The organism is Streptomyces sp. NPDC104313, from assembly GCF_055583985.1.
This window is the reverse complement of record NZ_JBVJMW010000013.1, coordinates 22,548-43,848: the sequence shown is the minus strand read 5'-3', so window position 1 is coordinate 43,848 and position 21,301 is coordinate 22,548. Positions and strand designations below refer to the sequence as shown.

The following is a 21,301-nucleotide window of genomic DNA, read 5'->3' as shown; positions in this document are numbered from 1 at the left end:
AACACGCGTTCGTCAAGAGTTGCCACCCGTTGCGAGCTGCCAGGTCCCAGGTTCCAGGTCCCACCGTTGCGAGCTACCAGGTCCCAGGTCCCGGCACCCGCTCAGGCCTCCGGCCCGTCCGACCCCGACGCCACCCGCCCCGTCAGCGCCGCCAGCGAACTGCGCACATGCGCCATGTGCGCCTGGACCTCCTCACGGCCCTCCTCGTGCTCCCGCAGGATCCGCTCCGTCTCCCGCACCACCCGCTCCTCACGGACCCGGGCCCCGGCCAGCAGCTCCGCCGCCCGCGCCTCCGCGTCCTCCTGGCCGTGCCGGGCCGCCTCCTGCGTGGCGGCGAGGTCCCGGCCCGCCTCCGCCAGCAGCGCCTCGGCCCGCTCGGTCAGCCCCGCGAACCGGGTCTGCGACGCCGTCTCCCGGTCGGTCAGTGCGGCCTCGGCGGCCTTGAGGCGCTCCGCGTGCTCCTGCTCCTGGTGGGCCAGCACGCTCGCCGTACGGTCACGGGTCTGGGCCATCGCGGAAGCGGCATCCGCCCGCACCTCCCCGGCGTCCTGCCGGGCCGAGGCGAGTATGCCCTCCGCCTCCCGGACCGCCCCGGCCACCCGCTCATCGGCCGCCCGGTCCGCCGCCGCGCGCATCTCGCCGGCCGCCTCGCGCGCCGCGCCCCCGGCGGCCCGGCCCGCCGCCTCGGCCGCGTCCCGCAGCGCCTGGCCCGCCTCCGCCGCCGCGGCGTCCAGCGCCTGGGCCTCGCTCTCGGCCAGGGTCAGGATCCGCCGCGCCCGCTCCCCCAGCTCCGCGTAGTCCTGCACGGGCAGCGTCGCGACGGTCTCCGCCAGCCGGGCGGACTCGGCGAGCAGCTCCTGGACCCGGTCCCCCAGCCGCGCGAGCTCGTCGAGCGCTCCGTCCCGCTCGGCCATCAGGGTGACCGCCGCCCGGTCCACCTGATCCGGCCGGTAGCCACGCCCCCGTACCCCGACGACGTCGTACGCGGACACCGGTCCAGCACTCATCCCTGAAACCTCTCTCCAACCCACCGACACGCTCTGCCACGCTCTGCCACGCTCCGACGCCCGTACTACGTCAAGGATGCGGCAATTGGCGCCGGAAGTCGGAATCGATCAGCGGCATTCAGGCCGGAAGCGACCGGCATCACAGACCCGGGGGCGGACCGGCGATCACCGGCCATGATCCACGGGACACCCCGTGTCCGAGGCGCCCGGCCCCTTCCGGGTCCGGGCGCCTCGGACACGCTCGCCGCTCAGCCCCGCGTACGGCTCAGATCAGGCCGTCCCACATCTGTTCCAGCAGCACCGACCACCAGCTCTCGGGTGACGCCAGCGCCGCCGGGTCCAGCGCCACCAGCTGTGCCTGGAAGTCCACGGTCCAGCGGCCCGCCTGCTCCGGATTCAGCCCGAACCGCAGGCGCCACATCCGGCCCAGCAACGCCATCGACCGGACGAACTCCGGCAGCCCGGTGTTCACGAACTGCGGCGGCACCGACTGCCCGCCGGGACCCGCCTCCACCGGTACGGCCACGATGTTCGCCGTCCCGTACTGCACACAGATCGCCCGGCCGAAGTCCGTGCCCATCACCAGATACGACCCCGCGTCCGGCGCAGCCTGCACCTGACGCTGCGCCGCCAGCTCGCCCAGCGTCGGCACCACCGGCTGCCCCGGCTGCGCCCAGAAGAACGGCCCGAAATCGGCGGGCAGCCCCGCCCACACCAGGGTGTGCGCGACGATCTCCGGCACCCCCTGACGGGACACCGCACGCTGGTCGAACCGCAGGATGCCCTGCGGACCGAACGCCTGCGCCAGCTCCTCGGCCACCGCCTCCGGCGGCAGCGCGGGCGCGGGTGGCATCTGCGGCAGCGGCGCGCGCACCGGAGCGGGCCGCGCCGGGCCGTCCGCGACCTGGTGCAGCTCGCCCTGGTGCGTCAGCAGATGCCGCATGCCCTGCTGCCGGCTGGCGTGATCCGTGCCGTACGGGGCGACGCTGGTGATCCGCACCTGCGGCCAGGTCTCCCGGATCATCCGGGCGCAGTACCCGCCCGGCAGTTCACAGGACTCCAGCTCGGTGTGCAGCTCGATGACCTGCTGCGGCGGCACGTTCATCGCCCGCAGCTCGTGCAGCATCTGCCACTCGGGGTGCGGGGTGCCCGGCGCCGAGCGGCGGATCAGCTGCTGCTCGCTGCCGTCCGGAGCCCGGAACCGCAGCACGGCCTGATAGCCGGGGCCCACGGCCGGCCGGCCGGGGGGCTGCTGCGGATAGCCGTACGCCGGAGGCGGCGGGTTGTGCGCACCGGGCGGACCCGGCGGCTGCGGTACGAAACCGGGGGCCCCGCCCAGCGAGCCGCCGGGGGCCCCGGGCGGGCGGGGAGGACCGGGCGGCCCGGCCTGCCCCGGGCTCGCGAACATCGTCTGCTCGTGGTGCACCCCACCACCGGGGGGCGGCGTGGCACCCGGCGGCGGCCCCGGCGGACCGGGAGGCTGCGGCGCACCCGGAACACCGGGCGGACCGGGAGGCTGCGGGACTCCCGGAACACCGGGCGGACCCGCGACACCCGCGCCGATGCTGCTCCCGTCGGCGAACACCGTCGCGGCATGGTGCATCCCACCACCCGGAGGCGGCGTGGAACCAGGCGGCGGCCCGGGAGGCGGGGTGGAACCCGGCGGGGGCCCCGGAGGCGGAGCGGCACCGGGCGGGCCGAGCTGGGAGACGAGCTGCGTCGGGATGTAGCCGCCCGCCGGCACACCGGGCGCACCCGGACCCGAAGGCGGCGGCGTCGCACCGGGCGGCATCCCGGGAACCCCCGGAGCGCCGGGCGGCGGCGGGGCCGACGGACCGCCCCCGCGAGCCCCGCGCGGCGGCACGACGGCCTTGCTGGTGGCCGCGTCCGCGATGTCACCGGCCCCGCCCACAGGGCCCTGGTCCAACCGGAGCGGCTGCGCCACCTGCGTGAGCGGCAGCTGACTGCCCCCGGACATCAGGGCGGTGGGCGCCTCCGCCGGGACGACCGGCGGCGGGGCCCCCTCGTCGTCTGTGCCCGACAGCGGTGGCGCGAACACCGTCACGGGCAGCGGAACGGCCCCGTCGTCGGAGTCGGAGTTGGTGTCCGTACCCGCCCAGGGGGTCGCCCCGGCGGGCACGCCGTCGGAGGCCGTGGGCTCGTGGGCGTCGCCGCCGGCGGCGGGCCACGACGCGGCGGAAGAACCCCCGGCGGGAACGGGAGAGGGCGGCGGCGTGTCCGCGACAGCAAAGGACGCGGGGCCGGGCTCGGGCTCGGGAACAGGAGCGGCATCGGCAACGGCGACGGGCGCACCGGGCTCGGCCCCGGACGCTTCCGCCGACTCCCGCCGTTCAGCACGATGATCCGGAATTCCCAGCTTGTCCGCCGCCTCCTGGAGCCACTCCGGCGGGGTCAGCAGGAACGACGTCTGGTTCAGATCCACCCGCCGCGGCGGCTCGGGGGCGGCGACCGGCGCACCGGCCGGAGTCCCGTACTCCTCCTCGTACCGCCGGATCACCTCACCCACCGGCAGTCCCGGCCACAACGTGGCCTCACCGCTGTCCCGCGCGATCACCAGCCGCTGGCGGCCCCCGTCCGACACGGGGCCCTCCGACCGGTCCTCGGCCCACACCACGAAACCCAGCTCGAACTCACGGACCCGCACCTCACGGTGCTGGTACGCGGGCACGTCACCGTTGACCCACTCGTCCGCCCGCTCCTGCGCCTGCGCGAAAGTCACCACCGCGCTCACCCCTCCACCGGGACGGCGCGCGCGAAGCCGCCGTCCACCATCAGGTTCGCCACGGTCTCCAGCTCCGGCGGATTGCCCGCCAGCCGCTGGAGGAAGGCGTCGAAGTCCGCGCCGCAGGGCAGCAACAGCCGCTCCACACGCTCCTGGACACTCCAGCCGTCCTGGTCCCGGGCATCGTCGTACGGGCAGAACCACACCGAACCGGGGTCCTGGCCGCGCACCTTCACGGCGAGAATCCCGCCCTGGACGAACGCGACGCCCAGGAAGTCCTTGGTGAAGTGGTCCCGCAGACACTTGTTCACGTACACCAGATCATTCACCGCGGCCTCGTCACGCACCGTGAAGAACGGCTGGTCCACCAGCAGCCCCAACTCCGCGTCCAGCGCCGCACCCACCGGGGCCGAACCGCCCGCCGCCTTCAGGAACGAGCGGTACGCGCCGGGCAGCCGGTAGCCGAGGTCCTCCTCGACACCCTGGACCTGCTGCTCGCTCACCGCGGACGCGCCCCTGGGCAGCCGGAAGTGGGCCGGGCGGGTCTCCCGCAACGGGCGGGTGCCGCGCCGGTTCTGGTCCACGTCCGTACCCGCCAGACCGCCGTGATGACGCAGCAGTGCCTTCACCTCGACCGGCACCAGCTCCATCCGCCGGCCGCCCGGCACGTGGTGCCAGGTCCAGCCGTGCGGGGTCGCCACCGCGGGAATCGTGTCCCACAGGTCGTGACCGCTCGCCGCCATCGCCGCGTTCGCCGACACGTAGTCGGTGAGGCGCAGTTCATCGATGCCGAAGCCCGGGGGCGGATCGGCGATCTCGGCGGCGGCTCGCGCGTACGGCGAGAGAACCGGGTGGCCGCTCCGGTCCATTCGCACCCCTCGGGGGTGGCGGGACGCCCGGACCGGGTCCGGGAAGTTCACGACCTGCCCGGCGTAGGCGGCGTTCGGTGGCGCGGCTTGCTGCCCGAGCCGACCTGTCGTCATGGCTGTTGCCCCCTGCTGCGTCCGGTGTTGTGCACAGCCTAAGCGGTGGGGCAACAGCGGATCCCGTCCCGCCGGATCCATCACGAACGGTCACATTCGGGTGACGGTGAGGCGGTGGTGTCGCACCTTCGGGCGACACACGGTCGCGTTTCTCCGACCCAGCTTCCCCACCACCTGGCACATTTGGCAGGCTGTCCCCGCAACTCGGGGGATTGCAGGGAGGGACGTCAGCACGATGCATTCCACACAAACCGTCACATCAGGGGATCCGCGCCTCAGCTGGAGCAGCAACGAGTCCAGCCGTACGCCCCGACTGATCCACCGCCGCGACGGGATTCTCCCCGCCGTGGCCGCCGCGCTGTCCGTGCGCGGCGAGACGCTGACCTGCACCGCGGGCAAGGGGGACCAGCCACCGGTGCTGCACCCGCTCGTCCAGGACTTCCTCGACACCCTCACCAGCGGCCAGCGCGAACGCTTCACCGGCCGCTGCCCCGAAGCCATACTGCTCTCCCGCCAGCTCACCGCCGCCGAGAGCGGGCGCTCCAAACGCGCTCAGCGAAAGCCCCTGACCAACGGGGAAGCGCGCCGCGCGCTCAAGCACTCCCGGCTCACCGCCCGCCGTATCCGCGAGGACGGCGACCCCCTCCACGGCAGCTACGCACCGCCCTGCCGGTCCTGCTCCGCACTCCTGTCCCACTTCGGCGTACGCCCCGTCGATCTGACCTCCACCGGCGACGCGACCACCGCCGAGAAGGGCTGAGGGCCCACCGATGCACGACCGCCCGCAGCACTCCTCCACCCGGTTCCCCGTCGCCGTCGACGCCGCCCTGCGCGAAGCGGGGTGGCGGCCCGGGCGCTGGGACATCCGCCAGGCGGAGGAATGGGCCGACGCGCTGCGCGCCCACGCCTCCCCGGCCGGCCACCGGCACGCGGTGTTCCCGGCCGCGGTCGAGGCCTGGGCGGAGTTCGGCGGCCTCCGCATCACCGCGTCCGCACCCGGCCGCCACATCGCGCCCGCCGCGGTACGCATCGACCCCCTCAGCGGCCTCCACCTGGCCCGGACGCTCGGGGACCTCGGCCGCGCCCTGGAGACGGAGGTCAGTCCACTCGGGGCGGAGGGCGAGGAGCAGGCGGTCCTGGCCATCGACACGGAGGGGCGGGTGTACAGCATCGACCACACGGGTGACTGGTTCCTGGGCCAGGACATCGACGAGGCCCTGGCGACCCTGGTCACCGGCGTCCAGCCGGCCCGCCTGACATCCGCCTGACATCCGCCTGAAGCCCTTCGCGCCCAAGGACGGACCGGCACCGCCCCAGCCCGTCCGCCGCTCGAAGACGGAACCGGCCGCCTCGAGCGGGCGCACCGGGGCGGGCCGGCTTCAGACGTCGTCGCCCGAGCCGTCCGGAAGCACCGCCGAGACCCGGAAGCCCCCAGCGTCCGTCGGACCGGACACGAACACACCTCCCAGCGCCAGCACCCGCTCCCGCATCCCCACCAGCCCGTTGCCCCCGCTCGGCAGCCCCGCGTCCGCCGCCGCCGAGTCCGAGAGACCGTTCTCCACCTGCATCGCGACCTCGGCCTCCCGATGCGCGAGCCGTACCCATGTCTTCGCGCCCGCCGCGTGTTTGTGCACGTTCGTCAGCGCCTCCTGCACCACCCGGAACGCCGTCTGCTCGACCTCCGGCGGATACGGCCGCGGCTCACCGTCCACCGACAGCTCGACGATCATCCCCGCCTGCCGCGACTGCGCCACCAACGCCTCCAGCTCGTGCAGCCGGGGCCCGTCATCGGACGCGGTGGCGGCCGCGACGGCCGCCTTCCTCACCGACGCCAGCGGAACCGCGCCCGCGCCGGCCGGCGCGGTCAGCGCGTCCCCGGAACGCAGCACCCCCAGCATCTCGCGCAACTCCGTCAGCGCCTGCCGTCCCATGTCCCCGACCAGTGCCGCGTTACGCACGGCCTTCGCCGGATCCTTCGGCGCGACGGCCTGGAGGGCGGCGGCGTGGACCACCATCAGGCTCACCCGGTGGGCGACCACGTCGTGCATCTCCCGGGCGATCCGGGTCCGCTCCTCCGTACGTGCCCACTCGGCCCGCTCCTCGGCCCGGTCCGCGAGCAGCGACAGCTCCCGCTCCAGCGAATCGGCCCGTTCCCGGAGGCTCTCCATCAGGCGGCGTCTGGCTCCTATGTAGAGGCCGAGCAGCACGGACGGGGCCGTGAGCCCCACCGCCATGAAGGCGGACATCAGAGGGACGTACCAGTCCCCCGGCCCGAAGTCGGCCTGCTCCGCCACGCTCTGCCGCAGCCTTACCCAGGTGACGATGAACGTCCCCACCAACGCCATCCCCGCCAGCACGACGGTGATCCGGCGCGGCACCTCGGACGCGGCCAGGGTGTAGAGGCCCACGAGGGCCATCAGGAAGCCCATCTCGGCGGGCGTCATCGCGATCGTCACGAGCACCACGGCGATGGGCCACCGCCGGCGCACCAGCAGCACCGAACCCGCCAGCAGTCCGAACACCACGCCCACCGGCACCGGTATCCCGGTGCGCCGGGCGAACTCCACCCCCTCCAGTCCACACTCCAGCGCCGACACCAGCGCCAGTCCCACGTCCAGGGCGACACCGCGTCGCCGCTCCCACCACCAGTAGCCGCGGGTGGTCGATCCCGCCGCTTCCCGGTCTGCCCCCGTTGCGGTCATGGCATCCAGCGTACGGGCGGACGCACCTCGTTTTCGGGCGACCGGCAACAGCACGTTCCGCATGCGAACAAGCACGAAACGCATGCCGATCGCCTGAAATGGCGATCCGATCGCACTTTCGACCTGGACGTTCGCATTCCGGACGGCGATCGCTATGACGGAAACCACAGGCGAGTACGCCGGAACCACAGGCGAGTACGCCGGCTCCCTGAGGGTGACGCCCAAGAGGCACCACCGGAGGACCGACCGCGAGAACACCGGCGAGGCCTGTCGACGCCCGCCTCGTCATCCATGTGACCAAGAGCGCCGGGCTCTGTCGTCGCGTAGAAGGCGCTTGGTACGGCATAGTGTTGGGTGCTGATCCGGCGAACCGACACAATGTCCGGTTTAGTTGGAATTGATCCCCCATGGTGTAATCAGGCAGCACTGCGGTTTTTGGTACCGTATGTCCAGGTTCAAATCCTGGTGGGGGAGCTCCAGCGCGCGGGCCCCGACCACGCCGGTCGGGGCCCGCCCCCGTTTCCGGCGGAAACACCCCCGGTATCCTGCGGATGACCACCACCCGAAGCCGAAGGGCACATCCGTGAGCGCAACCAGCCCGGCAGCCGTCGTCGTCCTCGCAGCGGGTGAGGGCACCCGCATGAAGTCGAAGACCCCCAAGGTTCTGCACGAGATCTCCGGGCGCTCGCTCGTCGGACATGTCGTCGCCGCCGCCCGTGAGCTGGCCCCCCAGCACCTCGTCGTGGTCGTCGGCCACGCCGGCGAGCAGGTCACCGCGCACCTGAACGCCGCCGACGCCCCCGTGCGCACCGCGTTCCAGGCCGAGCAGAACGGCACCGGACATGCCGTCCGCATGGGGCTGGAGGAGCTCGGCGGGGCCGTCGAGGGCACCGTGATCGTCGTCTGCGGCGACACCCCGCTGCTGTCCGGTGAGACGCTCGGCGCGCTCGCCGCCACCCACGCCGCCGACGTCAACGCGGTCACCGTCCTGAGCGCCGAGGTCCCCGACTCCACCGGCTACGGGCGCATCGTGCGCGACTCCGCCACCGGCGCGGTCACCGCGATCGTGGAGCACAAGGACGCCAGCGACGAACAGCGGGCGATCCGCGAGATCAACTCCGGGGTGTTCGCGTTCGACGGGCGGCTGTTGGCCGACGCGCTGGGCAAGGTGCGCACCGACAACAGCCAGGGCGAGGAGTACCTCACCGACGTGCTGTCCATCCTCCGTGAGGCCGGACACCGCGTCGGGGCGTCGGTGGCGGGCGACCACCGGGAGATCCTCGGCATCAACAACCGGCTCCAGTTGGCCGAGGCGCGCCGGCTGCTGAACGAGCGGCTGCTGGAGCGGGCGATGCTCGCGGGAGTGACCGTGGTGGACCCGGCCTCCACGCTGATCGACGCGACGGTGACGTACGAGCGGGACGCGGTCGTGCACCCGGGGACCCAGCTGCTGGGGACCACGCACCTCGCGGAGGACAGCGAGGTGGGGCCGAACTCGCGGATCGAGAACACCGTCGTCGGGGCCGGCGCCCGGGTCGACAACTCCGTGACGGACTCGGCCGAGATCGGCGCCGGGGCGCTGGTCGGCCCGTACGCCTACCTGCGGCCGGGCACCCGGCTGGGGACGAAGGCCAAGGCCGGTACGTACGTGGAGATGAAGAACGCGACGATCGGCGAGGGGACGAAGGTCCCGCACCTGAGTTACGTCGGTGACGCGACGATCGGCGATCACACCAACATCGGTGCGGCGAGCGTCTTCGTGAACTACGACGGTGTCGCCAAGCACCACACGACGATCGGCTCCCACTGCCGTACCGGTTCGGACAATATGTTTGTGGCGCCCGTCACGGTCGGGGACGGGGTCTACACCGCCGCCGGGTCGGTCATCACCAAGGACGTGCCCGCCGGTTCGCTGGCCGTGGCACGGGGCCAGCAGCGGAATATCGAGGGCTGGGTGGCCCGGAAGCGGCCGGGCAGCGCCGCCGCGCAGGCCGCTCAGGCGTCACCGCAGGGGACCGACGGGTAAAGCTGACCGGAAACAGGCGCGCCGGTGACGGCGTACCGTGATAGATGCTCACCCATTTCGGCTGGCTCGTTGCACATCGGGACCTATGCGTGCGGCGCCAGATACACGTCCGAGGAGACTGTGCTGTGACCGGGATCAAGACGACCGGCGAGAAGAAACTGATGCTCTTCTCCGGCCGCGCCCACCCCGAGCTGGCCGAGGAGGTCGCCCATCAGCTGGGAGTCGGTCTCGTGCCGACGAAGGCGTTCGATTTCGCCAACGGTGAGATCTATGTGCGGTTCCAGGAGTCGGCACGTGGCGCGGACTGCTTCCTGATCCAGAGCCACACGGCTCCGATCAACAAGTGGATCATGGAGCAGTTGATCATGCTGGACGCGCTGAAGCGCGCTTCGGCCCGCTCCATCACGGTGATCGTGCCGTTCTACGGGTACGCCCGCCAGGACAAGAAGCACCGTGGCCGCGAGCCGATCTCGGCCCGCCTGGTGGCGGACCTGATGAAGACGGCGGGTGCGGACCGGATCCTCACCGTCGATCTGCACACGGACCAGATCCAGGGCTTCTTCGACGGCCCGGTGGACCACCTGTTCGCGCTGCCGATCCTGGCGGACTACGTGGGTGCGAAGGTCGACCGTTCCAAGCTGACGATCGTGTCGCCGGACGCGGGCCGCGTGCGGGTCGCCGACCGCTGGTGCGACCGGCTGGACGCGCCGCTGGCGATCGTGCACAAGCGCCGCGACAAGGACGTGCCGAACCAGGTCTCCGTCCACGAGGTCGTGGGCAACGTCGAGGGCCGGGTCTGTGTGCTGGTCGACGACATGATCGACACCGGTGGCACGATCTGCGCCGCCGCGGACGCGCTGTTCGCGCACGGTGCGGAGGACGTCATCGTGACGGCGACGCACGGGGTGCTGTCGGGTCCGGCGGCGGACCGGCTGAAGAACTCGAAGGTGAGCGAGTTCGTGTTCACGGACACGCTGCCGACCCCGGGTGAGCTGGAACTGGACAAGATCACGGTCCTCTCGATCGCGCCGACGATCGCGCGCGCGGTGCGCGAGGTGTTCGAGGACGGTTCGGTGACGAGCCTCTTCGAGGAGCAGGGCTGACCGCCTGAGGGCGGCCCCAGGGGCCCTGTGGAGATCCACTTTGGGGTGCGGCCTCCCCGCCGGGTAGACTCAGCGAGTTGCTCGGCGAGGGAGGCCGTACCTGTGTGTACGGCGGTCCGTTATCGACGCGCTCTTCGTAGCAGGCCTGTCGTGGGCCGGGTGACCGTTCGTGTTCCGTCTCCCGACGGCTCACCCACCTGACGAGGAGTGCAACCATGGCTGAGATCAAGCTCGCCACCGAGGTCCGTACCGAGTTCGGCAAGGGCGCTGCCCGCCGTGTGCGTCGCGCCAACCGTGTTCCCGCGGTCGTCTACGGCCACGGCGCCGAGCCGGTCCACGTCACGCTGCCGGGCCACGAGCTGCTGCTGGCGCTGCGTACGGCGAACGTCCTGATCGGTCTGGAGATCGACGGCAAGGACGCGCTGGTCATCCCCAAGGCCGTGCAGCGTCACCCCCTCCGCAGCACCATCGAGCACGTCGACCTGCTGACCGTGAAGCGCGGCGAGAAGGTCAACGTCGAGATCGCGGTGCACGCCGAGGGCGACCTGGCGCCGGGCTCCAACCTGCTCGAGTTCGTGCTGAACACGCTGCTCGTCGAGGCCGAGGCCACCCACATCCCCGAGTCCGTGACGGTCTCCGTCGCGGGTCTGGACGCCGGTGACTCGATCCAGGCCAAGGACATCACGCTGCCGAAGGGCTCCGTGCTCGCCGGTGACGAGGACGCCATCGTGATCCAGGTCGTCGCCGCACAGTCCGAGGAGCCGTCCGCGGACGAGGCCGGCGAGGGCTCCGAGGCCTGAGCCTCACCTCTCACCGTTCCACCTGCTTGACTGACGGGGTGGTGGTTCCCTTCCGGGAGCCGCCGCCCCGTTTGCCTGCCATCCCCCCTGCGTGCGAGGAGACCGAGCGCTGATGTCCGACGCCACCGACCCCTGGCTCATCGTGGGCCTGGGCAATCCCGGCCCCGACTACGCGGCGAACCGGCACAACGTCGGGTTCATGGTCGCCGATCTGCTGGCGACGCGGATCGGCGGGAAGTTCAAGCGGGCGCAGAAGGCGCAGGCGCAGGTCATGGAGGGGCGGATGGGCCCGCCGGGTCCGGCGAGCCGCCGGGTGGTCCTGGCGAAGCCGATGTCGTACATGAATCTCTCGGGCGGGCCGGTGACGGCGCTGCGGGATTTCTACAAGGTGCCGATGGATCATGTCGTGGCGGTCCACGACGAGTTGGACGTCGACTACGGGATGCTGAGGCTGAAGCTGGGCGGCGGCGACAACGGGCACAACGGGCTGAAGTCGATGACGAAGGCCCTGGGTCCTGACTATCACCGGGTGCGGTTCGGGATCGGGCGGCCGCCGGGTCGGACGCAGGTCGCGGATTTCGTGCTGAAGGACTTCTCCTCGACCGAGCGCAAGGAGCTGGAGTTCCTGGTGGACCGGTCGGCGGACGCGGTGGAGTGCCTGCTGGCGGAGGGGCTGGAGCGGGCGCAGAGCGCCTACAACTCCTGAGGGCCCGCTCGCCCCGCTGTGCGCGCCCCCGCCGGCTCCCCTGCCCGGCGGCTCACCCTGCGCCGACCGGTCCCCCGCCGCGTACAACTCCTGACATTCCTGGTGCTGATGGGACGTTTTCCGGCCACAGGTTGACCGGGGGTGCGGGTCTGGCCAAGGATCGGCCCCCATGAAGCGGAGCTCTTCCCAGCGTGCGGCGCTCGCGGGCCGTCGGGCGGCCATGGGGTTGGTCGTCCTGGTGCTGCTGGTCGCGGGTGCGTGGTCGTCGTGGAACACCGCGCACCACATCGTTCTGGCCAAGGGCCGTGATCACGGCACCGTGACGGTGACGGGGTGCGGCGAGGAGACGTGCACCGGTTCGTACGAGCCGGACGCGGCGTCGCGGGAGCGGCCGCGGGTGGGTATGGACCGGTCCGTGGCGGCGCGGACGGGGGATCGTTTCCCCGTGGTGGTGAAGCCCGGCACCGATGCGGTGGTCCGCGCGGGGGTGCCGGGCTTTCTGCACGCGTGGATGCCGCTGGGCGGGGCGATGGTGCTGGCCGCGTTCGTGATCGGCGGCGGGCTGCGGATGGCGCGGACGGCGTGGGGTGCCGGCCTGGTGGGGGCGGCCCTGCTGGTGGCGACGTTCGTCGCGCTGTAGCGGGACCGCCCCTTTCCGGCGTGCGTGCGGTCAGCCGGTGTTACGGAGTCCTGCCGCGACACCGTTGACGGTGAGCAGCAGGGCGCGGGCGAGCAGCGGGTCGGGCTCCTCACCGCGGGCCGCCGCCTGGCGCTGGCGGGCGAGCAGGGAGACCTGGAGGTAGGAGATCGGGTCCAGGTAGGCGTCGCGGATGGAGAAGGTCTGCTGGAGCACCGGGCTGGTGCCGAGCAGTTCGGTGGAGCCGGTGACCTTGAGGACTTCCCTGACGGTCAGCGCGTGCTCGGCCTCGATGGCGTCGAAGACGTGCTTCAGCTCGTCGGGGACGAGCGTGTCGACGTAGTGCCGGGCGATGCGCAGGTCGGTCTTGGCGAGCGTCATCTCCACGTTGGAGAGGAAGTTCCGGAAGAAGTGCCAGTGCTCGTGCATCTCGTCGAGGACGGTGTGGAGTCCGGCCTCGCGCAGGGCCTTGAGGCCGGAGCCGACGCCGAACCAGCCGGGGACGATCTGCCGCGACTGGGTCCAGCCGAAGACCCACGGGATGGCGCGCAGGCCGTCGAGCGAGACGCCCGAGCCGGGGCGGCGGGAGGGCCGCGAGCCCAGGTGCAGGTCGGCGAGCTGGTCCACCGGGGTGGAGGCGAGGAAGTACGCGGGCAGGTCGGGGTCCTCGACGAGCTTGCGGTAGGCGCCGTGGGCCGCGTCGGAGACGGTGTCCATCGCCGCGTCCCAGCGGGCGAGGGCTTCGTCGGACTGGCGGGGTGCGGTGTGCAGCGCGGAGGCCTGGAGGGTGGCCGCGACGGTCAGTTCCAGGTTCTCGCGCGCGAGGGCGGGGATGAGGTACTTGTCGGAGATGACCTCGCCCTGCTCGGTCACCTTGATCTCGCCCTCCAGGGTGCCCCAGGGCTGGGCGAGGATGGCGTCGTGGGAGGGGCCGCCGCCGCGGCCGACGGTGCCGCCGCGGCCGTGGAAGAGACGCAGGCGTACGCCGTAGCGGTGGGCGACGTCGCGGAGGCGGCGCTGGGCGCGGTGGATCTCCCACTGGGAGGTGGTGATCCCGCCGAACTTGGAGGAGTCGCTGTAGCCGAGCATGACCTCCTGGACGTCGCCGCGCAGGGAGACGAGGCGCCGGTAGGAGGGGTCGGCGAGCATCTCGTCGAGGATGACGTCGGCGGCCTTGAGCTCGTCGGTGGTCTCCAGGAGCGGGACGATGCCGATCTTGGCCCAGCCGGCGTGGAGGTCGAGGAGTCCGGCCTCGCGGGCGAGGACGGCGGCGGCGAAGACGTCGTCGGCTCCCTGGCACATCGAGATGATGTAGGACTCGATGACTTCGGGACCGAAGCGTTCGAAGGCCTGCTTGATGGTGTGGAAGACGCCGAGGGTCTTCTCGCCGGCCGCGTCGAGCGGGGCCGGGGTGGGGGCGAGCGGCCGGCGGGAGCGCAGTTCCTTGGCGAGGAGCTTCTGCCGGTACTCGCGGGGCATGTCGGTGTAGCGCCAGGACTCCTCGCCCAGCCGGTCGAAGAGCTGCCCGAGGGCGTGGTGGTGGGCGTCGGCGTGTTCGCGTACGTCCATGGTGGCGAGCTGGAGGCCGAACGCGCCGAGCGTGCGGATGGTGCGGTCCATCCGGCCGTCGGCGAAGAGGCCGCCCTTGTGCTCGCGCAGGGAGGTCTGGATGAGCTCCAGGTCGGCGATGAGCCCGGCGGTGCCGAGGTAGTCGCAGCCGGGGCGGTGGGGGGTGCCTTCGGCGAGGCGCTCGCGGGTGTTGACGAGCTTCTGCCGGATGCAGGTGGCCTTGAGGCGGTAGGGCTCCTCGGCGTTCAGCCGCTTGTAGCGGGGGCTGATTCCGGGGAGGCGTTCCAGGTCGGCCTGGAGGGAGCTGAGCAGTTCCTCGGTGGCTCCGGCGTAGCGGATGGAGTTGGAGAGGAGGCCGCGGAGGTAGTCGATGAGCTCCAGTGCGTCGGTGATGCCGTGCTCGTGCTGGAGGATCAGGACGTCCCAGGTGACGGCGGGCGTCACGTTGGGGTTGCCGTCGCGGTCGCCGCCGATCCAGGTGCCGAAGGTGAGGGGGCGGGTGCCGGCGGGCAGTTCGACGCCGACGCGTTCCAGCTCGGCGGCGAGGTCCTCCAGGACGTCGCCGACGGCGCCCGTGTGCAGCTCGTCGAGGTAGTAGATGGCGTTGCGGGCCTCGTCGGCGGGTTCCGGGCGGACGACGCGGAGTTCGTCGGTCTGCCAGATGAGGTCGATGTTCTCGGCGAGCCGGAGGTCCAGGCGGCGGCGGTCGGCCTCGATGACCGGCGTCTCCAGGAGTTCCGCGATGCGGCGCAGCTTGTTGAGCACCGAACGGCGGGCGGCCTCGGTGGGGTGCGCGGTGAAGACGGGCCGGACGTTGAGGTTCTTGACCGTCTCCCGAAGGTGCTCGGGGTCGGCGTCCTTGAGGCGGTCGGCGGTGCGGGCCAGCAGGCCGCCCTCGGCGGCGCGGCGATCGCGCATCTCGTGGGCGCGGTGGACCTGCTCGGTGACGTTGGCGAGGTGGAAGTAGGTGGAGAAGGCGCGCACGAGCTGTGCCGCCGTCTCCAGGTCCGTGTCGCCGAGGAGTTCGGCGGCGGCCTCGCCGTCGGTGCGGGTCAGGGCGCGGACCCGCTCGACGAGGTCGAGGAGCTCTTGGCCCTCCTGGCGTACGAGGGTCTCGCCGAGGAGGTCGCCGAGGCGGCGGATGTCGGCGCGCAGCGCGGGGCTGGCGGCAGGGGTCTGGTCGGCACTGCTCACAGTGTGCGGCTCCTTGCAGTGAATGAGGAGGTGCGTTCGCTTCGCCGTCCCCACATGGGTGGTGGTGGGGATGGGTGGCGGAGTCCGGGGCCCTGCGGCTGGCAGCGGTGCTGCGGCCGCGCCCCGACGAGCGGGTGCGGACCGCGCTGTCCGACCCTCTCAGGATAGGTGTCGTCGCAGGCGGTGTGTCCGCTGCCCCGGCGGGGGTGGCGGTCGCCGCGTGGGACACCTCTTAGCCCTTACCCCGGGGGCAGGTGGGCTACCGCGTGGGACGGGTGGGAGCGGCCTCTCGTGATGTGGGGCCCGTCACTGCCATACTTACCAAGCCGTAGGTTACGGAGCCGTAGCCACGGCTGTCCGCGTACCGCTCCCCCACCCTCCGAGGTGTCCCCCTATGCCGAGCACTCCCCATGCTCCCCATGTGATCGACGAGACCGAGCCTCCCGGGGCGGCCGGGGCTTCGCTGCCCACCGCCACGCTGGGTGGCGACAACAAGCGGTCGATCGAGCAGTTCGCGCTGCTGGCGTTCATCGTGGTGCCGTTCATGGCTCTGCTGGCGGCGGTACCGCTGGTGTGGGGGTGGGGGGTGAGCTGGCTGGACGTGGGGCTGCTGGTGGCGATGTACTTCATCGGCTGCCACGGGATCACGATCGGCTTCCACCGGTACTTCACGCACGGTTCGTTCAAGGCGAAGCGGCCGTTGCGGATCGCGCTGGCCGTGATGGGTTCGCTGGCGGTGGAGGGGCCCCTGGTGCGGTGGGTGGCCGATCACCGCAAGCACCACCGGTTCTCGGACGCGGAGGGTGATCCGCATTCGCCGTGGCGGTTCGGGGAGAGCCTACCGGCCCTGATGAAGGGGCTGTGGTGGGCACATATCGCATGGATGTTCGACGAGGAGCAGACGCCGCAGCAGAAGTACGCCCCCGATCTGATCAAGGACCCGGCGATCCGGGGCATCTCGCGCCACTTCCTCTCCTTCACGATCCTCTCGCTGTCGATTCCGCCGCTGGTCGGCGGTCTGGTGACGATGTCGTGGTGGGGTGCGGCGACGGCGTTCTTCTGGGGTTCGCTGGTGCGGGTGGCGCTGCTGCACCACGTGACCTGGTCGATCAACTCGATCTGTCACGCGGTGGGCAAGCGGCCCTTCAACTCCCGTGACCGGTCGGGGAACGTGTGGTGGCTGGCGGTGCTGTCCTGCGGCGAGTCGTGGCACAACCTGCACCACGCGGATCCGACGAGCGCCCGGCACGGTGTGATGCGGGGGCAGATCGACTCCAGCGCCCGGCTGATCCGCTGGTTCGAGATGCTGGGCTGGGCCACGGATGTGCGGTGGCCGGATGCCGGGCGTATCGAGTCCCGGCGCACGTCCGTACCGGCCGACGCGGCATGATTGACGACGTGGCGACCGACTCCAGCACGAGCAGCGAGAAGAGCAGGACCTCCCCCTCCCGCCGGGCCCGGCGGGTCCGGATGACGGGGAAGGAGCGCCGCGAGCAGCTGCTGGACATCGGGCGGGCCCTGTTCGCCGACAAGGGCTTCGAGGGCACGTCGGTGGAGGAGATCGCGGCGCGCGCCGGGGTGTCGAAGCCGGTGGTGTACGAGCACTTCGGCGGCAAGGAGGGCCTGTACGCGGTGGTGGTCGACCGCGAGATGCGTCGGCTGCTGGACATGGTGACGGGGGCGCTGACAGCGGGCCATCCGCGCGAGCTGCTGGAGCAGGCGGCGTTCGCGCTGCTGGACTACATCGAGTCGTACACGGACGGTTTCCGGATCCTGGTGCGGGATTCGCCGGTGGCGCAGTCGACGGGCACGTTCGCGTCGCTGATCAGTGATATCGCCACACAGGTGGAGGACATCCTGGGCCTGGAGTTCAAGGCCCGGGGGTTCGATCCGAAGCTGGCCCCGCTCTACGCGCAGGCGCTGGTGGGGATGGTGGCGCTGACGGGTCAGTGGTGGCTGGACGTGCGTAAGCCGAAGAAGGCCGAGGTGGCCGCCCATCTGGTGAATCTGTGCTGGCACGGGCTGGAGAACCTGGAGGCGAAGCCCCGGCTGATAGGGCACCGGAAGAACTGAGCGCGTCACCCTTCCACCGTTCGTCACCCGTTGTGATGACGGGTGCGGATCTCCCGCCGTAGGGTGGTCGGGAGGGCAGAGGATTCGTCCATGGGAGGAACCATGACCGCCGAGCCGACCACCGCGCACAGCTCCCGCTGGCCGGTGCCCCCGCAGGACGGATACACCGTGGACGATCTGTTCACGCTGCCCGATCTCCCGCCGCACACAGAGCTGATCGACGGGAGCCTGGTTTTCGTGAGTCCGCAGCGAGACTTTCACAGCACGATGATCGATCTGCTGGTGACGGGACTGCGCAGTACGGCCCCGCCGGAGGTGAGGGTCCGCCGCGAGATGACCGTGGTGCTGGACCGGCGGAACGCTCCGGAGCCGGACGTCTCCGTCGTACGGACCGAGGCGGTCACCGGGCTGGACGTGACGCGGTACCAGGCCGCCGACGTCCTCCTCGCCGTCGAGGTCGTCTCCCCCGACTCCGAGGCCCGCGACCGCGAGGCCAAGCCGCACAAGTACGCGACCGCCGGGATCCCGCACTTCTGGCTGGTGGAGATGGTCGGCACCGACCAGCACCCCGTCGTGCGGGTCTACGAGCTGGACCCGGTGACGAAGGCGTACGCGCTGACCGGGATCCACCACGACCGGTTGAAGACGGGTGTGCCGTTCCCGGTGGACATCGACGTCTCGGCGGAGGCGCTCGCGGCGCTGTAGAGCGGACCGGTTACGCGTCCGGCTCCAGGCACTCCGGTCGGTCGCCCACCGGGTCGTGGGCGGCGGGGCCCACCGGGGCGGTCATGGCTTCTCCTTGCGGGCGACCGCGAAGATGCGGCGGAACGGGAAGACCGTGCCGTAGGGGCCGGGCGGGTAGGCCTCGCGGAGCAGGTCGCGGTATGCGGTGAGGAACGCCTCGCGGGCCGCCGGGTCGTCGGCCAGGGCGGTGAGAACGGGGCGCAGGGCGGTGCCCTTGACCCAGTCGAGGACGGCGTCGTCGCCTTGCAGGGTCTGGAGGTAGGTGGTCTCCCAGACGTCCGCCGTGCAGCCCAGGTCCCGCAGCCGGGTGAGGTAGTCGGTGGGTTCCAGGACGGAGGCGGTGCGGTCGCCGATGCCGTGGAGCAGGGGGCGCCAGCGGTCGGATCCCCGGAGGCCGGCCAGGAGGGTGTGGCTGGGGGCGGTGAAGTTGCCGGGGACCTGGAAGGCGAGGGTGCCGCCGGGGGCGAGGGCGTCGAGCCAGCGGGTGAAGTGTTCGGCGTGGCCGGGGATCCACTGGAGTGCGGAGGTGGAGACGATCAGGCCGTACGTCTCGGTGGGCGCCCAGGTCGCGGCGTCGGCCTCGGCGAAGTCGAGCAGGGGCGGCCGGGCGTGGGCGGCGGCTTCGGCGAGCATCTCGCGCGAGGTGTCGTAGCCGGTGATCCGGGCGGCCGGCCAGCGGTCCGCGAGGAGGGCGGTGACGTTGCCCGCGCCGCAGCCGAGGTCGGCGATGCGGGGTGCGGGGTGGCCGGGGAGGTCGCCGATGCGGGCCAGGAGGTCGTGGAAGGGGCGGGTCCGGTGGTCCGCGTGGCGCAGGTACTGCTGCGGGTCCCAGGCCGGCCGGTCAGGTGCGGTCATGGGCCCAGGATCACGCCAGAAGTCTCTTGATGTCAAGACACTTGAATTCAAGAGACTTCATATCGAGGGACCCTCTACACTGATCGACATGGAGGACGAGGTCGACCGACTGGTCGCTGCATGGCGCCGAGAGCGCCCCGACCTCGACGTGGAACCACTCGAGGTACTCAGCCGCGTCTCCCGCCTGGCCCGCCACCTCGACCGGGCCCGCCGCACGGCCTTCTCCGAGCACAACCTGGAGCCGTGGGAATTCGACGTGCTGACGTCGCTGCGCCGGGCCGGCGCCCCCTATCAGCTCTCACCCGGGCAACTGCTCACCCAGACCCTGGTCACCTCGGGCACGATGACCAACCGTATCGACCGCCTGACCAAGAAGAACCTCGTCGAGCGGCTGCCCGACCCGAGCGACCGGCGCGGTGTCCTCGTCCGGCTCACGGCCGAGGGACGCGACAGGGCGGATCAGTCGCTGGCCGGACTGCTCGACCAGGAGCGCACCATCCTCGGCGAGCTCTCCCGCCACCAGCGCGGCGAACTGGCCGCACTACTGCGCCAGTTGACCGCCCCGTTCGACAACATCCCCTAGCGGGCCGGCGGGGCCGACCCCCGCCCGGCGAGCCAGCGCCACCGCCGCCAGCGTCGAGTGCACCCCGAGCTTGCCCAGCACGTTCTGCATATGGGTGCGCACCGTGTGCGGCGACAGGAACAGCCGCTCGGCGACCGCCTTGCGGCCAAGACCCGCCACCATGCAGCGCAGCACCTCGCGCTCCCGGGGGGTCAGCGACTCCACCAGCCGCTCGCTCTCGGAGCGGTGCTTGCGGGCGGCGGCCAGCTCGCGAAGCACACCGGTGAGCAGCGCGGGCGGCAGATGCGTCTCGTCGCGCAGCACGCCCCGTATCACCGCCAACAGCCGTTGCAGCGAGCAGTCCTTGGCCACCCAGCCCGAGGCCCCCGCCCGGAGCGCCCGTGCGGCGGTCCGCGGGTCGTCCTTCTCGGCGAGCACCACCGACCGTACGGTGGGCCGGCCCGAACTGACCCCGGCGACCAGGGAGATGCCGTCGACGACGCCCGCCTCCTCCTGCCGGGGCACGGGGACGGCGGGCGCGGCGCCGGTCGCCAGGGCGCCCAACTCGGCGTCCACCAGCAGCACGTCGTAACCGCGCCCCTCGGCGGCCGCACGCTCCAGGGCGCGCAGCGCGGCCGGTCCGCTGCCCGCCGCGGACACGTCGACGTCCGGCTCGGCCGCGAGGGCCGCCGCGAGCGACTCGGCGAAGATGCGATGGTCATCGACCACCAGAACCCGGATACGCGCCACAGAACCCCCATCGGTGGGGGCGGACAGCTGCGGGTACGACGCCCGGAGGCCTCGGCGCGGCCCACTGTGCTCCGGCCGCCGCCTTCGCACCGCCTGCCGCACCGCCCCCGGGCGCCGTACCCGGCTCTCTCGCTCCCCTGAATCGGCACCGGCCCCCACCGGTGCTGAGCATCAGAGTACGGGTGGGGGCCACAGGGGGAAGGCGATTCACCGAACTGGTCGCCCCGGGTGTCCGGACCCACCGGCGGTGCGGGGGTGAGGAAGCATCGCTGGGGGCGTGCGGTTGCGAGGCGGAGCATGGGGGCACGGCGGAGCCCTGGCGATGGACGAGGCCGCCGCGGACGCGCGTGCCCAGCCATCCGACGCCGCCCCCATCACCGGTGGGTCCTAGGGTGTGCTGCATGTTCCGTCTTGAGACAGAAGTAGACCGAGAACGTCGCATTCTGCTGAGCGGGCGTCTGCACGAGGACAACGTCGCGGCCTCCGCCGGCCTGCGCGCACTGCTCTCCACCTCCGCCGAGCACGAAGTCCCGCTGGAGGTCTGGGCGTTGGACGAGCACGGGGCACTGGCCGGTGGGCTGACCGGGCGGACCTGGGCGTACTGGCTGCATGTCGATCTGCTCTGGGTCGACGCCCCGCACCGGGGCTCCGGCCTCGGCGCGCGCCTGCTCGCCGAGGCCGAACGGACCGCCCGCACCGAGCACGCCTGCACCCGTTCACGACTGGAGACCTGGGACTTCCAGGCCCCCGGCTTCTACCGCGGACAGGGATACGAGGAGATCGGCCGGGTCGCGGACTACCCTCCGGGCGTCACCGAGTTCATCCTGGTCAAGGACTTGTGAGCGCG

Annotated in this window: 19 protein-coding genes and 1 tRNA gene; 13 read left to right on the top strand and 7 right to left on the bottom strand. The window is 71.9% G+C overall.

The window, feature by feature from the left end:
• Window positions 1-101: 101 nt before the first annotated feature.
• The 3 genes from ACZ60Q_RS26785 to ACZ60Q_RS26775 form a co-directional block, all read right to left on the bottom strand.
• On the bottom strand, window positions 102-1,007 hold the full coding sequence (locus ACZ60Q_RS26785; protein WP_469639652.1) for a cellulose-binding protein: 906 nt from the start codon (window positions 1,005-1,007) through the stop codon (window positions 102-104).
• 265 nt (window positions 1,008-1,272) lie between these two features.
• Complete coding sequence (locus tag ACZ60Q_RS26780) at window positions 1,273-3,750, bottom strand: SUKH-4 family immunity protein (protein ID WP_469639650.1); 2,478 nt, start codon at window positions 3,748-3,750, stop codon at window positions 1,273-1,275.
• Window positions 3,751-3,755: 5 nt separating this feature from the next.
• Entirely contained in the window at window positions 3,756-4,733 is a 978-nt protein-coding gene (locus ACZ60Q_RS26775) for an SMI1/KNR4 family protein (protein ID WP_469639648.1), read from the bottom strand.
• A 235-nt stretch (window positions 4,734-4,968) separates the two neighbouring features.
• Here ACZ60Q_RS26775 and ACZ60Q_RS26770 point away from each other — a divergent pair, with 235 nt between their 5' ends.
• Both ACZ60Q_RS26770 and ACZ60Q_RS26765 read left to right on the top strand, forming a co-directional pair.
• Window positions 4,969-5,493 carry a YwqJ-related putative deaminase gene (locus ACZ60Q_RS26770; RefSeq protein ID WP_469639647.1) on the top strand — a complete coding sequence of 175 codons (525 nt, stop codon included), beginning with the start codon at window positions 4,969-4,971 and terminating at the stop codon, window positions 5,491-5,493.
• Between the two features lie 10 nt (window positions 5,494-5,503).
• Entirely contained in the window at window positions 5,504-6,001 is a 498-nt protein-coding gene (locus ACZ60Q_RS26765; protein ID WP_469639645.1) for an SUKH-3 domain-containing protein, read from the top strand.
• Window positions 6,002-6,112: 111 nt separating this feature from the next.
• On the opposite strand, the gene ACZ60Q_RS26760 is transcribed toward ACZ60Q_RS26765, so the two are convergent.
• Entirely contained in the window at window positions 6,113-7,435 is a 1,323-nt protein-coding gene (locus ACZ60Q_RS26760) for a sensor histidine kinase (RefSeq protein ID WP_469639643.1), read from the bottom strand.
• A 401-nt stretch (window positions 7,436-7,836) separates the two neighbouring features.
• Here ACZ60Q_RS26760 and ACZ60Q_RS26755 point away from each other — a divergent pair.
• The 6 genes from ACZ60Q_RS26755 to ACZ60Q_RS26730 all read left to right on the top strand — a co-directional run bounded on the left by ACZ60Q_RS26755 (window position 7,837) and on the right by ACZ60Q_RS26730 (window position 12,710).
• Window positions 7,837-7,909: transfer RNA gene (locus ACZ60Q_RS26755), tRNA-Gln, on the top strand.
• Window positions 7,910-8,018: 109 nt separating this feature from the next.
• Window positions 8,019-9,461 (top strand): bifunctional UDP-N-acetylglucosamine diphosphorylase/glucosamine-1-phosphate N-acetyltransferase GlmU, encoded by a 1,443-nt coding sequence (glmU, locus tag ACZ60Q_RS26750; RefSeq protein WP_469639641.1) that lies wholly within the window; start codon window positions 8,019-8,021, stop codon window positions 9,459-9,461.
• 125 nt (window positions 9,462-9,586) lie between these two features.
• Window positions 9,587-10,564, top strand: coding sequence for a ribose-phosphate diphosphokinase (locus ACZ60Q_RS26745; RefSeq protein ID WP_007455203.1), 978 nt, complete (start codon window positions 9,587-9,589; stop codon window positions 10,562-10,564).
• Window positions 10,565-10,779: 215 nt separating this feature from the next.
• Entirely contained in the window at window positions 10,780-11,364 is a 585-nt protein-coding gene (locus ACZ60Q_RS26740; RefSeq protein ID WP_469639639.1) for a 50S ribosomal protein L25/general stress protein Ctc, read from the top strand.
• Between the two features lie 112 nt (window positions 11,365-11,476).
• A complete protein-coding gene (pth, locus tag ACZ60Q_RS26735) occupies window positions 11,477-12,070 on the top strand; it encodes an aminoacyl-tRNA hydrolase (protein ID WP_469639637.1) in 594 nt (197 codons plus the stop codon).
• Window positions 12,071-12,239: 169 nt separating this feature from the next.
• On the top strand, window positions 12,240-12,710 hold the full coding sequence (locus ACZ60Q_RS26730) for a hypothetical protein (protein ID WP_469639635.1): 471 nt from the start codon (window positions 12,240-12,242) through the stop codon (window positions 12,708-12,710).
• Window positions 12,711-12,740: 30 nt separating this feature from the next.
• On the opposite strand, the gene ppc is transcribed toward ACZ60Q_RS26730, so the two are convergent.
• Complete coding sequence (gene ppc, locus ACZ60Q_RS26725) at window positions 12,741-15,470, bottom strand: phosphoenolpyruvate carboxylase (protein WP_469639633.1); 2,730 nt, start codon at window positions 15,468-15,470, stop codon at window positions 12,741-12,743.
• Between the two features lie 394 nt (window positions 15,471-15,864).
• On the opposite strand from ppc, the gene ACZ60Q_RS26720 reads away from it, so the two are divergent.
• The 3 genes from ACZ60Q_RS26720 (at window position 15,865) to ACZ60Q_RS26710 (ending at window position 18,248) form a co-directional block, all read left to right on the top strand.
• A complete protein-coding gene (locus ACZ60Q_RS26720) occupies window positions 15,865-16,860 on the top strand; it encodes an acyl-CoA desaturase (RefSeq protein WP_469639631.1) in 996 nt (331 codons plus the stop codon).
• On the top strand, window positions 16,857-17,543 hold the full coding sequence (locus ACZ60Q_RS26715; protein ID WP_469639629.1) for a TetR family transcriptional regulator: 687 nt from the start codon (window positions 16,857-16,859) through the stop codon (window positions 17,541-17,543). The genes ACZ60Q_RS26720 and ACZ60Q_RS26715 overlap by 4 nt, the downstream gene beginning before the upstream one ends.
• Window positions 17,544-17,645: 102 nt before the next feature.
• The gene (locus ACZ60Q_RS26710; RefSeq protein WP_469639981.1) at window positions 17,646-18,248 is read left to right on the top strand and encodes a Uma2 family endonuclease; all 603 of its coding nucleotides are present in this window, start codon (window positions 17,646-17,648) and stop codon (window positions 18,246-18,248) included.
• A gap of 81 nt (window positions 18,249-18,329) precedes the next feature.
• On the opposite strand, the gene ACZ60Q_RS26705 is transcribed toward ACZ60Q_RS26710, so the two are convergent.
• Window positions 18,330-19,142: a trans-aconitate 2-methyltransferase gene (locus ACZ60Q_RS26705; RefSeq protein ID WP_469639627.1), complete on the bottom strand. Its 813-nt coding sequence runs from the start codon at window positions 19,140-19,142 to the stop codon at window positions 18,330-18,332.
• Window positions 19,143-19,230: 88 nt separating this feature from the next.
• Between ACZ60Q_RS26705 and ACZ60Q_RS26700 the strand changes: the two genes are divergently transcribed.
• Entirely contained in the window at window positions 19,231-19,725 is a 495-nt protein-coding gene (locus ACZ60Q_RS26700; RefSeq protein ID WP_469639625.1) for a MarR family winged helix-turn-helix transcriptional regulator, read from the top strand.
• On the opposite strand, the gene ACZ60Q_RS26695 is transcribed toward ACZ60Q_RS26700, so the two are convergent.
• Entirely contained in the window at window positions 19,684-20,454 is a 771-nt protein-coding gene (locus ACZ60Q_RS26695) for a LuxR C-terminal-related transcriptional regulator (RefSeq protein ID WP_469639623.1), read from the bottom strand. The two genes, ACZ60Q_RS26700 and ACZ60Q_RS26695, sit on opposite strands and share 42 nt — an antisense overlap.
• Window positions 20,455-20,855: 401 nt before the next feature.
• On the opposite strand from ACZ60Q_RS26695, the gene ACZ60Q_RS26690 reads away from it, so the two are divergent.
• The gene (locus tag ACZ60Q_RS26690) at window positions 20,856-21,296 is read left to right on the top strand and encodes a GNAT family N-acetyltransferase (protein WP_469639621.1); all 441 of its coding nucleotides are present in this window, start codon (window positions 20,856-20,858) and stop codon (window positions 21,294-21,296) included.
• Window positions 21,297-21,301 lie beyond the last annotated feature (5 nt).

What these genes read in the sequence shown, in the direction of transcription:
- ACZ60Q_RS26785 (WP_469639652.1), bottom strand. Translation starts at nt 1,007, where the DNA reads ATGAGTGCTGGACCGGTGTCCGCGTACGACGTCGTCGGGGTACGGGGG.
- ACZ60Q_RS26775 (WP_469639648.1), bottom strand. Translation starts at nt 4,733, where the DNA reads ATGACGACAGGTCGGCTCGGGCAGCAAGCCGCGCCACCGAACGCCGCC.
- ACZ60Q_RS26770 (WP_469639647.1), top strand. Translation starts at nt 4,969, where the DNA reads ATGCATTCCACACAAACCGTCACATCAGGGGATCCGCGCCTCAGCTGG.
- ACZ60Q_RS26765 (WP_469639645.1), top strand. Translation starts at nt 5,504, where the DNA reads ATGCACGACCGCCCGCAGCACTCCTCCACCCGGTTCCCCGTCGCCGTC.
- ACZ60Q_RS26760 (WP_469639643.1), bottom strand. Translation starts at nt 7,435, where the DNA reads ATGACCGCAACGGGGGCAGACCGGGAAGCGGCGGGATCGACCACCCGC.
- ACZ60Q_RS26740 (WP_469639639.1), top strand. Translation starts at nt 10,780, where the DNA reads ATGGCTGAGATCAAGCTCGCCACCGAGGTCCGTACCGAGTTCGGCAAG.
- pth (WP_469639637.1), top strand. Translation starts at nt 11,477, where the DNA reads ATGTCCGACGCCACCGACCCCTGGCTCATCGTGGGCCTGGGCAATCCC.
- ACZ60Q_RS26730 (WP_469639635.1), top strand. Translation starts at nt 12,240, where the DNA reads ATGAAGCGGAGCTCTTCCCAGCGTGCGGCGCTCGCGGGCCGTCGGGCG.
- ACZ60Q_RS26720 (WP_469639631.1), top strand. Translation starts at nt 15,865, where the DNA reads ATGCCGAGCACTCCCCATGCTCCCCATGTGATCGACGAGACCGAGCCT.
- ACZ60Q_RS26715 (WP_469639629.1), top strand. Translation starts at nt 16,857, where the DNA reads ATGATTGACGACGTGGCGACCGACTCCAGCACGAGCAGCGAGAAGAGC.
- ACZ60Q_RS26710 (WP_469639981.1), top strand. Translation starts at nt 17,646, where the DNA reads ATGACCGCCGAGCCGACCACCGCGCACAGCTCCCGCTGGCCGGTGCCC.
- ACZ60Q_RS26705 (WP_469639627.1), bottom strand. Translation starts at nt 19,142, where the DNA reads ATGACCGCACCTGACCGGCCGGCCTGGGACCCGCAGCAGTACCTGCGC.
- ACZ60Q_RS26700 (WP_469639625.1), top strand. Translation starts at nt 19,231, where the DNA reads ATGGAGGACGAGGTCGACCGACTGGTCGCTGCATGGCGCCGAGAGCGC.
- ACZ60Q_RS26690 (WP_469639621.1), top strand. Translation starts at nt 20,856, where the DNA reads ATGTTCCGTCTTGAGACAGAAGTAGACCGAGAACGTCGCATTCTGCTG.